Here is a 14981-nt window from a genome sequence, read left to right as displayed (position 1 = left end):
TGTCGTTATCTTTTTTTGATAACTATTGAAATTACAATATTTTATAGCTATTTTAAAGGGATAAACTTGACACTACCCTGAATATAAAGGAGGACAAAATATGAAGATAGCAATAGCATCAGACAACAAGGAAGTAGCTCAACATTTTGGACACTGTGAGGCTTTTGAATGCTTTACTATAGATGAGAACGGAATAGCTGGTTGGGATACAATAAAGAACCCTGGTCATAAACCAGGCTTTCTTCCAGTATATCTTCACGAAAAAGGCATTGATGTAATAATAGCTGGTGGAATGGGTCAAAGTGCCGCGAACCTGTTCGAAGGAAATGGTATTAAGGTAATTTGTGGAGCCTCGGGACCAATTGATAAGGTTGCAGAGGATTATGTGGGCAAAACTCTCCAGTCCACTGGTTCCCTTTGCGAGGACCACAAACATTGATTGTATAGTCTAACACGTAGAAATGACCGGGGTTTCCCGGTCATTTCTACGTCTCAACAATTATATTTGGTACAGTGTAATACTCTGTAACTCCAGAAATAATGCTCTCTGCGCCAAGTCTTGTATAAAGGCCCTTATACTCTTTGTTGTAGATAAATATTCCAATAATCGATCCAAGCTTTCTGGACTTGAACTGACCATCTTCAAATACAACATACTCTCTTTCATAGGGATCTACAAACTCCTGGTATATATAGTCTGTATTAAATGCATCTTCAAGAATATCTTCCCATTCTTCTTTTCCAAAATCCCTTCCTGCAAAAACTCCCTGGGAAGCATTCATATCAAGTGGCTTAATGATGTACTTATCCTTATTATAAAAAACCTCATCAAACACCTTTTTATCTCCTCTAAACAAACCTGTAAAGGGAACATGTTGTCTTATAAATTCTCTCTGTTCTTCATTTAATCCCTCCACCGTGTCCTGGTCATGGAGAATCCTGAAGAATATCTTGTTGTGAACAACCTGTGACCTTATTGTCCCAACGACACATACTGCATCATCCATATATGCACTTATAAAATCAGAGACCTGCTCATGTTTTTCTATCAGTTCAAAGGTTACAATCCTCCTGTAAACAAGGTCGATTTTGTATTCCTTATGATACAAACTGCCGTCTCTATACTCTAAATCCCTCGGATCAGCAATGATACAATTGTATCCGGCTGCTTCGTATGCTTCCTTGAACAGCTTAAACTCAGTAGAAGTTCCGCTTTCAACAAAGTCAACTATTGCTATATTTGGATTTTTCTCAGTTTTATCCCATTTTTTAAAAATTTTTATACTTTCTTCAACCCAGCTCTTGATCAACTCTGGATTTCTAATGGAATGCTCTCGTCCAAAATCCTCCATAGCCCTTGAGCGGAGTAATATACTTCCAATTGTATTGTCTTCGTTCATGGCTGATGATCCATCTGTATTAAGTTCGCAGAACTTGAAATTTTCCTTGTCCTTGTAAAAAACATCAAATCTTCCAATGGGAACATGGATATCATACTTATTCTCCCTAAGAATCATTTCCTCAATAAAGTCTGGAAATCCGAACTTTTTTCTAAAGACCGAGTCATGAATATACCTGTCTGTTACCTTGTCCCCAATCTCCATCATCATGGAACCAATCCATCTGAAGTCCTCTTCCTCTTCCTTTGAGAAAAACATGGGATTATATAGGAATGGAACAGGTTTATCCTTGTAAATTGCAGTTGAATCTGCAACTCTTTCTACTGTTTTATGATAATCCTGTTTGTATCTGGCCTGATTATTAAGCACCATTTCAAGATACATTTTCTGAAACTTTTCACCTGTCATAGTTATTCACCCCATCATTTGTATATTGCCCAATCAATTGCAAATGCTCTGTCTCCACCTTCAAAACGTTCCCGTGTCAAGAGATAAGGATTCTTACCTTCTTCAAGGAGTTTTTTAAGTGGATCAAGATAATCCTTCTCATCCTTATTCAGACCTTCATAGGCCAGTTTCAGCAACCACTGGGCAGTCTCCAGCAGAGTTCTTCCATTTAGGGTTGCATCCAGTCCCTTATAAAGCATCTCCACCTTGGTTTGCTGGACTTGGTCAGCTGTTATTCCCTTTATTGAATGATATAGTTCATCAAGATTGTCATCATTGTAGAACAGTCCCTTTATCAATGCTACAGCAGAAAAATTAAGTGGATATGGTATGGAGTCCATCATTCTAACTTCAAGATAGGTTTTGGTTCTTATATCCGGGAAAAACATTGTCATCAAATGCTCCAGCTCTTTAGTTTCTGTTTTTCCTGGTTCCAGAATCTCCTTGACCTTTTTTTCTCCAGTTGGAAATATTTCTCCATTTCTAACGGTGAAAATTGGAGGTCTTTCAAGAATGTAGCTGCCATAATCTCTATAGGAGAAATCTTCACTCAGTGCATTTTCAACAATCCCTGCCCTGTCATTGTCGCAGTTCATCCAAACATAGGCTCTTAGATTATGTGTTTTACAGGGTTTCCCTTCAAAAAACAAGGCGTTTTCAAACATCGCATAAAAAACCGGAGCCAGGGCATTCAATGTTCTGAATTTTTTATGATAATCTTCTTCATCACTGTAGTCAATTGCGACCTGGAAAGCTCCAGTGCCCTTCATCATATTATGGGCATGTGAACCCTTGGTCTTGAAATAGTCAAACATAAGATCATATCGTTTCTTTGGTAATAGCTTTATATCTTCTATTTTCGTTACAGGATGATAACCAAGTGTTACCAATCCCTGTCCTCTCTTCTCCAATAAAGGATGGATTTCTTCGAGAAATGATAAGTATCCCTTCTCCAGCACTTCAATTTTTTCGGCAGCATCAATACTTACCTCAAGCTGGCTTCCCGGCTCCAGTGTTATAATAACACTGCCTTTTCTAAGACCAAGAAGATGTTCTCCTTCATAGGTCCCTGACCATCCGTTGGGTAAAAGCTCCCTCAGTATTTCCTCTACTCCGTCTTTTCCGTAGTATGATACTGACTTTAAGGAATCCTTCCAGATTACAAAATGCTCCATCTCAACCCCTAATCTGAATTCTTCGGTTCTAGTTTCTCCACTTCTGATGTAATTTTCTATCATATCCAGCTTCTTATTATATGTCATTCTCTCTCTCCCCATTAAAATCTATATCAAGTATAATTCTACACTTAAAACCTTCAATATCTTGGTCCACAGACCTTTCCAGCTCTCTTTTGAGTTCCAGATACTCCTTGTCTGCAGATAATTTGTCATCTGTGACTACAGCGTGAAATTCAATAATCCTGTCATCCTTTTCCTCCAATACTTGAAAATCATGAATGGAAAGAACCCTATCATCAGACTTTATGATCCTCTTTACCCTCTTCCTTAATTCATATCTCTCCATACTTTCAGGACCAAGAGGGTCCATGTGTATGACTAAAGTCATATTGTATTTTTCTCCAAGTTCCCTTTCTGCCATATCTATTACATCATGTATTGTTACCACATCAATTGTTGCTGGAAACTCAACATCGATTGTAGCCATTGTCCTTCCTGCTCCGTATGAATGAATCAAAAGATCATGTGCCCCAGTGATGTATTCATACTCCATAACATCCTTATATATTGACTGAATAAGCTCATCTGATGGAGCTTCTCCAATCAAAGGGCTTACTGTGTCCTTTACAATATTGTAACCTGCATAGATAATAAACAAAGATACAAACACTCCCACTACACCATCTACAGGAAACTCTGTGAACTGACCAAAAAAAATGGACAGGACAACTACAGATGTAATCAGGACATCTCCCATTGCATCAGCAGCGGTAGCCTTAAGCCCCTGGGAACTTATCTTATGTCCCAAATTTTTATTGAAGAGTCCAAGCCAGACCTTGAAAAGTATTGATACCGTAAGAATCATCAATGAAACCATATCAAACTGGACTGCCTTAGGTTCAAGAATTCTCTCCACAGATGATTTTATAAACTGGACTCCGACAATGATTACCATAAAGGCAACTATCAATGCAGAAATATACTCCACTCTTCCATGTCCGTAAGGATGCTCCTTATCTGCAGGCATTCCTGACATCTTGAACCCTACCAAGGTAACTATTGAAGAAGCAGAATCAGCCATATTGTTTACTCCATCTGCAACTACTCCGATGGATGAAATCATAATCCCTATTACAAGTTTTATTATTGTAAGCAAGAGATTTACCACCACTCCAACAAACCCTGCCAGGTATCCAATCTTTCTTCGGGTTGCAGGATTCTGGTAATCGCGATCCTCCTTAAGTGTTAGATTTAAAAGCCAGTTAGTTATCATATTTTCCTCCAGTCTTTGGTGCTTATCCAATAATAGTTACCCATTTCTATTTATTTGGTAACAATGGAAAAATAAAACTTGTCATGATTCCATAAATAAGATAGCCCAACATACTAGACATATATACTATCACATTTCCGCTTGGAACCTTTGAAAAGAACATCAGAATACTTATTCCAATGGCAAAATACAACTGGGCACTCAATATCTTTTTTGCTTCCACCATTTCACCATTATCACCAAGTGTACTTTTCTCCTTGTCCATTAAAACATATACCAGATAAAAAGCCACACTGACTAGATAAATGATCCTTATCCATCCTTTGGAGAAATCAGACTCCGACAAACCATATCCTCCAGTTACAAGAAACTGCCCTGTAAATATAACTGCAGTAAATAATAGAAATATTATATTCTTTTTTTTATCATTTGTATTCCTAAGATTAAAAAATATTCCTATCAATAATAATAAAAGATAAATACTTGTCTCACTATTGTATGACAATGCTGCAGCTAAACCTAATAGGGCTGCCATATCCAGAATAGTATTTATATCTCCAGTTATTTTGTTTACAAACCTCATCATCAACAGCAAGAAAAATATGGCCATCAAATCAACTTCAAAAGCTACAAATAGGCTTGAAAGTGCAAAAAAAGCTGATGCAAATGCAGCATATTTCCTTTTGGGATCCAATTCTCTTGTCAATGCCCATGTCAAAAAAATACTTGCACCAGTCCTCCAAGCAATGGAAATATCCCTAGTTAAAGAAAAGCTCCCTCCTGTTGCTAAAATTGCTATTACTATTATCCACCTATTTGTTGGATAGTGAATATCTATTTTTCTTCCCAATGTGAACATGACTTATCTCCTTGAATGTTTGACATGAAGCTTTTTAGGCTTCTATTTCATTATTCTCTTGACCAGCTTTAGTTGACTGTCATTATATGGCGGGTATTTCAAGTCCGGTTCCCAGTCTATGGATGGTTCGAATATACCTTTTTCATACGAAAAAGTATCGAAGGTGACTTTTGAATGATATCTTCCATGCCCGCTGTAACCAATTCCTCCAAAGGGTAGATTTGCATTTACCACATGACTGAGTGCATGGTTTATGCATCCCCCTCCAAACTCAATCCTTTCAAGTATATAGTCTTTGATATAATCATCTTTTGTAAATAGGTATAGAGCCAGTGGATACCTGTTTTTCCTGATAATGTCTATGGTATCTTCAATGGCATCATAGCCAATTATTGGGAGTATTGGTCCAAATATTTCCTCTTTCATGATACTGTCTTGCATATTTACTTCATCGATCAGGGTGGGTTCAATAAACAGGTCTGCCCTGTTGAAGTCTCCACCTTCTAATATCTTTCCTTGATCCAAATAGCTTACCAGTTTATCAAATCTCTTTTCATTGATAATTCGACCTAAGCTGTCAGGTTTCTTTTTCTTGTTCTCGTAGAACTCCTCAATATAATGCTTTAGCCTTGATATCAGATCATCTTTGACACTGGTATGAACCAGGAGATAATCTGGCGCCAAACAGGTTTGCCCGAGATTGAAAAACTTGGCCCATGTTATTCTTTTGGCAGCAGAGTCAATTTCTGCATCACTATGAACGATTGTTGGGCTCTTGCCCCCCAGTTCCAGTGTAACTGGTGTAAGCTCTTCAGCTGCCAGCTTTGAAATTTCTCTCCCCGCTGCAATACTTCCTGTAAAGAAAATATGATCCAATCTGTGATTTTCTATCAAGGGGTTTGTAACCGAGCCTGACCCTTCAACAACTGCGATATAATCTCTGTCAAAATTGTTACTTATTAATTTCGAAATAACCTTTTGAGTGTTTTTTGACTGGCTTGATGGTTTTAGGATGGCACAATTTCCAGCTGCCATGGCACCTATCAATGGTGATATCATAAGCTGAAAAGGATAGTTCCAAGGACTGATAATAAGTACCACTCCTTTTGGATGTGAATATACAAGACTTTTGGCAAAGCTCAAATATAGTGGGGTTGAGACACGTCTGGGTTTCATCCAATCATCGAGATTTTTAATTGCATTATCGAGCTCTTCATATACTATTCCAATTTCAGATGTATAACTCTCAAATTCAGGCTTTGCCAAATCAAGCTGAATACTTTCCATTATAATATCTTCATTTTCCTTTATAATCCTTTTTAGCTTTTTAAGCTTAGAAAGTCTGAAATCGTAGGTTAAAGTGTGGCCCTGGTCAAAATATTTTCGCTGTCCATTGTAAATATCACTTAGCATTAATATCATCCCTTTTATTGTGTTTTTACCATAAAGAAAGGAATTCAAACACTTTTGGTCCTTGTATAAACATTATTGTTCCAGCATAATTGGGGTAACTACTATACAGAGAGAGTAAAAACTACTAAAAAGGAGAATGATTATATGGAAAACCCAAGGAAGTATGATTCAATTGTTATTGGTAGTGGCCAAGCAGGCAACCCTCTCGCCTTTGATTTGGCAGGCAGGGGACAGAAGGTTGCAATTATCGAAAAAAACAAAGTCGGTGGGTCATGTCTGAATTTTGGGTGTACCCCTACCAAAACCCTAATAGCCAGTGCAAATCTATACCATAGAGTCCTTGAAGCTGAAGAACTGGGTATAAAGGTTTCAAATGTGGAGTTGGATTTTCAAAAGGTTATATCCAGAAAAAATGAAGTTGTAAATTCATTTAGAGAGGGGCTAGAAAAGTCAATCGAAGATAACGAGAGTATTGACTTGTATAAAGGTGTTGGGAGTTTTAAGGATAAAAACACTGTGAAGATTGAGCTTAATGATGGTGGAGCTATTGAAGTTTCTGCTGACAGGATATTTATTAATACCGGCTCTAAACCAAGCAGGATTCCTTTAAAGGGTCTGGAACATATCAATCACCTTAATTCAACCACAATTATGGAGTTGGACGAACTACCCGAGCACTTGCTAATAATTGGTACAAGCTATATTGCTTTGGAATTTGGACAGATGTTTAGAAGATTTGGGAGTCAGGTAACCATGATTGGCAGAGGGGATCAAATCATAAAGAGAGAAGATCCTGATGTTTCCAAAAGAATTCAGAAAATATTAGCCGATGAGGGTATAGAGTTTTTATTAAACACAGATACCAAAGCAGTGGAGATGAATGGCCAAAAAATAAAACTACTTATTGAAAAGGACAACCAGGAAGAAAAGATTGAATGCTCCCATTTAATGCTTGCAACTGGTAGAACTCCCAATACTGAAGAGCTGGACCTGAAGAATGCGGGCGTTGATATGGACGATAAGGGAAACATTAAAGTGGATGAACGACTCAAAACCACAGCAGAGAATATATACGCCCTGGGAGATGTAAAAGGTGGTCCTGCCTTTACACATATTTCCTATGACGATTTTAGGATAGTTATTGATAATTTATATGGCGAGGGCAAAAGAACCATAAATGATAGATTGGTTCCCTATACGCTTTTTACACAACCACAACTTGGCAGAGTAGGGATTACTGAGACTCAAGCTAAAGAGAAGGGGTATGATGTTAAAATAGGAAAACTTGAGATGAAGAAAGTTGGCAAGGCTATAGAAGACAATTACACGGAAGGCTTTATGAAGGCGGTTGTAGATGAAAATGACAATAAGATACTTGGGGTTTCAATTCTTGGATATCAAGGTGGAGAAATTATGGCAATGGTAGAGGTGGCCATGATGGCAGGAATGACTTATGACAAGCTAAGGGATGGTATCTTCACTCATCCAAATCTATCTGAATCACTAAATAATCTCTTCAATATATAAGATGGCTGCAAAGTCAAAAAGATCCGGATAAACATGTTTATCCGGATCTTTTTTATATGCCTTCATTAACAAAGCCGCTGCCTCTTACCTCAACCACATCATTTATGGTTAAAAATGCAGCAGGGTCTATCTTATCTACCAGGGCTTTTAGCTTCACAAGCTCATTTGAGTTTACAATACAATAAATAACCTTCTTACCTTGCTTTGTGTATGCTCCAGTAGCTTCCAACAAAGTAGCCCCCCTATGAAGATCAGTAAGGATTTGACTGGCTAGCTCCTCTGATTTATCAGAAATTATAAACACATTTTTTCTTACGTTAAAGCCCATTTGAACCTTGTCTACCACCTGGTATCCCACATACATGGCGATTATTGTATACATTGCAGATGTAAATCCAAAAAAAACTGAAGAAAGTGAAACTATTGTGGTGTTTAGAATCATCAGTCCAGTGCTGATATTCAGATTTCGTCTTTGCTTCATTATTGTTGCAATTATGTCCAGTCCACCCTGACATGTTCTGTTCCTGAACATCAGACCCATCCCTACTCCATTTAACACTCCTCCGAATACAGCTGCAAGTATTATGTCATCCATAACAAAATAGGTGCCAATATCATTGGTTACAGTCAATAATGTTGAAAACACAACCATCGAAATAAAAGCATATACAATAAATTCTCGATTAACCATCTTGGCACCTATAATAAATATTGGTATATTTATCAAAAATACGGTTATGCCAGTTGGTACATTCAAAAGATATCTAAGCATCAATGCTATTCCTCCTACACCGCCACTAAGTAATTGGCTGGGTATAAAAAATGCATTAAAAGCAACTGCACATAGCAGATTTCCAAGGAATATAAAAAACAACCTTTTTAGTATTATCTTTCTATCTTTCTCAATTGTTTGATTTAGTATCATGATTTTCTCATACCTTCTTTTTAGTATTTAATAGTAACAATAGTACTATATGATGAAAAAAGGTATTTGTAAAGCATAAATAAAAACCCCACCTACTATAAATAGGTGAGGCTTAAAAAGTTGAGTTTATGCGTTTGATGCTTCTCCTAGGAACATGTTTATGTCATTTTCAACATCTGATATTGTCCCTATTCCAAATGTCTCCACAAGAACCTTTGCAACATTCGGTGACAGGAATGCAGGCAATGTAGGTCCAAGATGGATGTTCTTAACTCCAAGTGATAGAAGAGCAAGTAGAACAATTACTGCCTTTTGCTCATACCAAGCGATATTATATGCTATTGGAAGCTCATTGATATCGTTAAGTTCAAATACTTCCTTAAGCTTCATTGCAATTACTGCTAGTGAATAAGAGTCATTACACTGACCAGCATCAAGAACTCTAGGTATTCCGTTTATATCTCCAAGGTTAAGCTTGTTGTATCTGTATTTTGCACATCCTGCTGTAAGGATAACAGTATCCTTTGGAAGAGCTTCTGCAAAATCTGTGTAGTAGCCTCTCTTGCCTTGTCTTCCGTCACATCCTGCCATTACAAAGAATTTCTTTATAGCCCCTGTCTTAACTGCTTCAACAATCTTGTCTGCAAGTGCAAATACCTGTGCATGTGCGAATCCTCCAACAATCTTTCCGGTTTCAATTTCAGTTGGTGAAGGAAGTTTCTTTGCATGCTCAATCACTTCTGAGAAGTCTTTTGGCTGACCGTCAATTCTATCAGGGATATGCTTGAATCCAGGGTATCCTGATGATCCTGTTGTATACACTCTGTCAGCATAGTTTGCTTTTGGAGGTACAATACAGTTTGTTGTAAACAGAATAGCTCCGTTGAACTTCTCAAATTCTTCTTTTTGCATCCACCATGAGTTTCCGTAGTTTCCTACAAAGTGATCATACTTCTTAAATGATGGATAATAGTTTGCAGGAAGCATTTCGCTGTGTGTATATATGTCAACACCACTGTCTTTTGTCTGCTCAAGCAATTCTTCAAAGTCCTTAAGATCATGACCTGAAACCAGTATTGCTGGATTGTCTCTTACTCCAATGTTTACTTCGCTGATTTCTGGGTTTCCATAAGTGGAAGTGTTCGCCTTGTCAAGTAGAGCCATTGTCTGAACTCCGAATTTTCCTGTTTCAAGAGTCAAGGCTACCAGGTCATCTGCGCTTAGGCTGTCATCCATTGTTGCCACAAGAGCCTTTCTGATGAACTTGGAAATCTCTTCGTCTTCAAAACCAAGATTATCAGCATGCTCAGCATAAGCCGCCATTCCCTTGAGTCCGTAGATTATTAGCTCTCTAAGTGATCTTACATCCTCATTTTCAGTAGCAAGAACTCCAACTTCATTACTGTTCGCCTTGAATACTATTTCGTCATTGCTGTTAACAGTAAATGTTGCAGCATCCTTTAATCCGTCAAGATTTACACCTTTTTCAATAAGTACTGATTTAAGCTCATCTCTTTTCTTGATTGTCAGTTTTATAGCCTCGAAGAATCTATCCTTGTCAAAGTTTGCGTTTGTTATTGTCATAAAAAGACCTTCGATTATAAGTCTGTCAAGACCCTCCATTTTATAGTCAATTTCATCAGCCTTTAAGCCAAGCTCTGAAATACCTTTTAGCGCGTAAATCATAAGGTCTTGAAGATTTGCTACATCACTTGTTTTCCCACATACTCCTACTTTTGTACATCCTATTCCTCCTGCTGCCTCCTGACATTGGTAGCAGAACATTTTATTATCAGTCATATTATCAATTCCTCCTTCAAAATTTCATCTATTCGATACTCACAATGCTTATTATATTTGATATCCAACACAAACTCCGTAACACTTGTTACCATTTGTAAAAAAACATTTGTAGTGAAATACACGCCTGCAGAACCTCAAATTTTTGATTATGCAATGTTTTTTACAAGTAACAGATTACGGAGTTTAGCCATTTTTAGATTCGGTTGTAATATTTTTGCTGCTTACTATATAAGAATAGTTATATACCTTAAAAACCTTAAACCATTATTTGCTAAAAAAATTAACGGATCTTTTGTTCCATCAAAAAGAGTATAAAAAAGAAGCCTTAAATAAAGCTTCTTCTGTTTACTCTTTTACCTTGTTGCGCATTTTATAAAGAATATGCAACTAATACTGTTACTGTTTTTCAATTATTGAAAATATTTTTCCCGCACTGAATATGGACAATGGAATGTTTATAACAGTGAGAACAAATATTATAATAAAATTAGACATTGGACTAATAGGAAAGAGATTCCCTATAGAATACTTAAATATTAGAAAATAGATTACATAGAATACAATACTGACCATCCAGTAGACAAGATTCTTTCCCATAAATTTCTTACACTCCTTCATTCTCTGTTACGCATTTTACTACTTATACGAATTAACGACTTCTTTAGTGTAGTATATCACAAATATCTTTTATGCTAATCTTTCCAGCTTTATAATCTTCAACATATTTAACTTTCAAATAACCGCTGATTTTACTTTTAAGCATAAGAAAAGCTCCTTTCAAAGTAGTGTTGAAATTTTTATTATTTCAACACTACTTTAAAAGGAGCAGATCACATCCCCCTGGGCACTTTATTTAATTCTTACTCCTCAAACTCTAATAGTTCTTCCCAGCTGCCTTGATCCTTTCAGGGTAGGCAGTTGAACATGGTGTAACTCCATATACCATTTCACAGCTTGGACATTTTGTCTCAAGGTGTGTCATTTCAAAGTTACCGCCACACTCTATACAAGTTATTTTTACTCCAGGTGGCATGGGTCTTGTATTGAATCCCATGGCTCTGATTTTATCAACTACTGCCTTTCCGCTTCCAAAACTTCCAGTACATCCATCATGCATTATTATTCCTCCTATTATTCTTGTTATTGGTATAATTCGACCCTATTCATCTATCTACTTAAAGATTCACCATTTCTTAGACTTGTTCTCATCGCCTGGACGAAAGAATCGATTTTTTCTAACTCATGAAGAATCTCTTTTTCCTCTTCTGTGGTTTCTATAATCTTTGATATTCCACCGTTTTTGATAACTATCCTCTTATCCGCTATAAGTGCCAGCGTTGGATCATGAGTGGCCATCAATACAATCTTGTCCTCATCAATCAATAGATTCAATGCTTTTCTTCTGTCAATTCCTGCATTTTCAATCTCATCAATCAACACTATTGGAGATGAGCTTAAGATTGCGGTATCAGCAATCATCAGTGCCCTTGACTGTCCACCGCTAAGTGCAGTAACCGGTGTATCAAGCTGGAACTTTTCTCCTGCAAGACTGTTGGCAGCCTTTATTATCTTTTCAATGGTTCCTTCAACATCCTCAACCAGCCTGCTTTCTGCATGAAGCTGAAGGAATTCCATTACAGTAAGATCCATGACGAAATTCATATTCTGGGATAGTTGAGCTACCAGCTTGTTGTTAGATGAAAATCTCCATTTCTTGTCAGGAAACTCTCCGTTAATCAATATGCTTCTTCCTGTAGGAGTGTCCTTCTGAGCTGTCCATTCAATATCTGCAAGAAGTCTTGATTTTCCCGCTCCAGTTGGGCCAACAATTGAAATTATCTGGGAAGTGTTGATCGTCAGTTCATTAAATCCTTCAGCCTCCCCGGACTTATCATATCCAGGAAGAATGGTAAGAGATTTGACTCCCACATCTTCTTTGATTCCAAGAAATTCATTCATCTGGTTGATAAAGATTTCAAGGTTTTCCTGAAGTTCCTTCTTGTCCATGGCAAGGTCTTCCACCTGTTCCTGGTTAAAACCTCCTAAAAAGTCCTGGAAAGTCTCTCCTTCGTATCCTTCTACATCCAGTTTGTTTTCTACAAAATAACTCATGGCAAATGGGTATTTCTGAAGTATTTCTCCGATTGTCATTTTACTCATCCATATCACCCAGTTCAATCTTTCTAACATTACCCATTTGGTAGGCATCTCCGATTCTCGTCTCTCCCAGACAATATGAACAAAGGGCCGATGGCATTGGATATCTTAGTTCCATACCCGTCACTGTTTCCAGCTCCTGGTCCTGATCATAAAGGAGAGTGCTAAGTTCAAAAGCCCCTTGTCCTGTCAGACCGTTTATATGCATTGTCATAGCCTTTGGATTTACTGAATTTACCTTTGAAGCAAATACTTCCCTTTCTGCCTGGGAAACAATGTCTCCTTTGGTTATTACAACAATATCGGCTGCCTTTAGCATTGGCCCAATTTTCTTTGGAGTGTTTATTCCCGACAAATTATCTATTACACAAACTCCCATAATAGACTTTATATATGGTGAACATCTGTTGCATAATCCAGCGGACTCTGTAATCAAGAGATCTAGACCAGCTTTTCTTCCCCACTGAACAACTTCCTCAATATTTGATGCAAAATAATGGTCGGGGCATAACGCTCCTGAAAGTCCTTTCTTCACAGGTATGCCTGCCTTTTCGTAGAGAATGTCATCATCTGTGCTTAAGCAATCAAACTTTACTACTCCTACCTGCAAATCCCTTTTTCTCATGGCTTCGATTGTCTTTAGTATAATACTGGTCTTCCCAGATGAAGGAGGACCTGAAAAAATTACAAGATTCATCTACTTAACACCTGCTTCCTGATAAAAAATATCCATGCATTCCTTTATCAATGCACCCAGATCCTTGTGGCTGTTGATATAATCCCAACCAATCCACATAAATCCTTGATCCTCTGTAAGACCATTCTGCACTTCTGGATGGGTTGAAGGGAATTTACCGCTTGTAGAAAGCATCTGCCCAACTTCTTTTGACATAAAGTAGTCTACCAATGGCTTGACCTTGTCTCTGCTGGATTTTTTAGAAAGAAGGAATATTGGACTGATTACAGCACCTTCCCTTGGCCACACAGCCTTTAGTGGACTTTCTTCCCTTACCATTTTTGCAAAAAGGTATGGCATTACTGTAACTGTTGGAATTCCAGATGAAGTATTTCTCACATTCGATTTTACCATTTCTGCAGGAGTCATACTTCTCATATGTGCTTTTCCCAGTCTTCTTATGCCATCTTCTCCAAATTCCTTATGGATGCTTAACAGAAGTGCATTAAAGAGGTCAAAATCATTAAGAGGAAGTGAAATTGAATTCTCAAAGTCGCCGCTTAAAAGATCCTCCCATGAAAGAGGCATCTTCCTTCCCTTAAGCTCCTCGGTATTGACAAGAAACACTGCGGGAACCACTGCTAGAACTGTATATTGTCCTTTTGGATCCTTGAGTGATATTTCATCATTCTGAAAATCATTGTTGAGATTTTCAAATCCTGACATATCCTCGAATACCCCCTGGGACTTGAATTTACCCATTAGCTTCTCATCAAAGAAAAGATCAAAGCCAGCTGACATGAACAAGTCTGAGATGCTGTCTTCCTCAGCTTTTTCCATCTCATCCCTGATCCAGTCAACGCCAAAATTTGCAGCCTTCAATTCATAATCCACCTTGTAATCAAGGTCCTTTTCATGCTCCTGGAGCCATTTTGTGAAGCTCTCCATCAATGGAATTCTAACAGGACACGGAAGTACTCCAAGTATGCTTACTTCACAATCACCATTTTCTCTTGTCTGGTTCAAGGTAGCATCCAAGTTTCCTCTTGTCTGATCAATTACTTCAACAAGTTTCTTTTCAAACAACTCTACATTAATCTTTTTTGTCTTGCATGCTGTTTCAAGATTTATAGTCTTTCCCATCACCTTGCGCATTGCTTCATTCTTTAAATGTTCAAAGCCGTTTGCAGCAAATACATCCAAGGTTTCCGGGTATCTTTCTGTTATATCAAATACCTTCTCATTTGAATCAAAGTATTTATTCATCATTAAAAAACCTCCTCATCATCTGCAATCATTCTATATTATTATTAAGGAGTATTC

13 protein-coding genes are annotated in these 14981 nt (G+C 37.5%); 2 read left to right on the top strand and 11 right to left on the bottom strand.

The window, feature by feature from the left end; translation table 11 throughout:
* The first annotated feature begins 100 nt into the window (after nt 1–100).
* Nucleotides 101–439, top strand: coding sequence for a NifB/NifX family molybdenum-iron cluster-binding protein (locus ACOEN1_RS09455; RefSeq protein WP_422486648.1), 339 nt, complete (start codon nt 101–103; stop codon nt 437–439).
* Between the two features lie 46 nt (nt 440–485).
* Here ACOEN1_RS09455 and ACOEN1_RS09450 read toward each other — a convergent pair whose 3' ends face one another.
* From ACOEN1_RS09450 to ACOEN1_RS09430, 5 genes are read right to left on the bottom strand one after another with little or no spacing between them, the layout of a single operon-like run.
* Entirely contained in the window at nt 486–1808 is a 1323-nt protein-coding gene (locus ACOEN1_RS09450) for a glutathionylspermidine synthase family protein (protein WP_422486647.1), read from the bottom strand.
* Between the two features lie 14 nt (nt 1809–1822).
* The gene (locus ACOEN1_RS09445; RefSeq protein WP_422486646.1) at nt 1823–3109 is read right to left on the bottom strand and encodes a glutamate--cysteine ligase; all 1287 of its coding nucleotides are present in this window, start codon (nt 3107–3109) and stop codon (nt 1823–1825) included.
* Nucleotides 3099–4298: a cation diffusion facilitator family transporter gene (locus ACOEN1_RS09440; protein WP_422486645.1), complete on the bottom strand. Its 1200-nt coding sequence runs from the start codon at nt 4296–4298 to the stop codon at nt 3099–3101. Before ACOEN1_RS09440 ends, ACOEN1_RS09445 begins: the two co-directional genes overlap by 11 nt.
* 46 nt (nt 4299–4344) lie before the next feature.
* On the bottom strand, nt 4345–5157 hold the full coding sequence (locus tag ACOEN1_RS09435; RefSeq protein WP_422486644.1) for a hypothetical protein: 813 nt from the start codon (nt 5155–5157) through the stop codon (nt 4345–4347).
* Nucleotides 5158–5199: 42 nt separating this feature from the next.
* The gene (locus tag ACOEN1_RS09430) at nt 5200–6570 is read right to left on the bottom strand and encodes an aldehyde dehydrogenase family protein (RefSeq protein WP_422486643.1); all 1371 of its coding nucleotides are present in this window, start codon (nt 6568–6570) and stop codon (nt 5200–5202) included.
* A 144-nt stretch (nt 6571–6714) separates the two neighbouring features.
* Between ACOEN1_RS09430 and lpdA the strand changes: the two genes are divergently transcribed.
* Entirely contained in the window at nt 6715–8097 is a 1383-nt protein-coding gene (gene lpdA / locus ACOEN1_RS09425) for a dihydrolipoyl dehydrogenase (protein WP_422486642.1), read from the top strand.
* Nucleotides 8098–8149: 52 nt separating this feature from the next.
* Here the strand turns inward: lpdA and ACOEN1_RS09420 are convergent, their stop codons facing one another.
* From ACOEN1_RS09420 to ACOEN1_RS09395, 6 genes are all read right to left on the bottom strand, one after another.
* Nucleotides 8150–9022, bottom strand: a complete 873-nt coding sequence (locus ACOEN1_RS09420) for a YitT family protein (protein WP_422486641.1) — start codon at nt 9020–9022, stop codon at nt 8150–8152.
* Between the two features lie 126 nt (nt 9023–9148).
* The gene (gene hcp, locus ACOEN1_RS09415; protein WP_422486640.1) at nt 9149–10822 is read right to left on the bottom strand and encodes a hydroxylamine reductase; all 1674 of its coding nucleotides are present in this window, start codon (nt 10820–10822) and stop codon (nt 9149–9151) included.
* Nucleotides 10823–11699: 877 nt separating this feature from the next.
* On the bottom strand, nt 11700–11942 hold the full coding sequence (locus tag ACOEN1_RS09410) for a hypothetical protein (RefSeq protein WP_422486639.1): 243 nt from the start codon (nt 11940–11942) through the stop codon (nt 11700–11702).
* A gap of 50 nt (nt 11943–11992) precedes the next feature.
* On the bottom strand, nt 11993–12985 hold the full coding sequence (locus tag ACOEN1_RS09405) for an ATP-binding cassette domain-containing protein (protein ID WP_422486638.1): 993 nt from the start codon (nt 12983–12985) through the stop codon (nt 11993–11995).
* Entirely contained in the window at nt 12978–13679 is a 702-nt protein-coding gene (locus ACOEN1_RS09400; protein WP_422486637.1) for a GTP-binding protein, read from the bottom strand. Before ACOEN1_RS09400 ends, ACOEN1_RS09405 begins: the two co-directional genes overlap by 8 nt.
* The gene (locus ACOEN1_RS09395) at nt 13680–14927 is read right to left on the bottom strand and encodes an ABC transporter substrate-binding protein (protein WP_422486636.1); all 1248 of its coding nucleotides are present in this window, start codon (nt 14925–14927) and stop codon (nt 13680–13682) included.
* Nucleotides 14928–14981 lie beyond the last annotated feature (54 nt).

Source organism: Gudongella sp. DL1XJH-153 (genome assembly GCF_049310905.1).
In the GTDB taxonomy this organism is placed as follows: Bacteria; Bacillota; Clostridia; order Tissierellales; family Tissierellaceae; genus Gudongella.
This window is presented reverse-complemented; position numbering and strand designations above follow the sequence as displayed.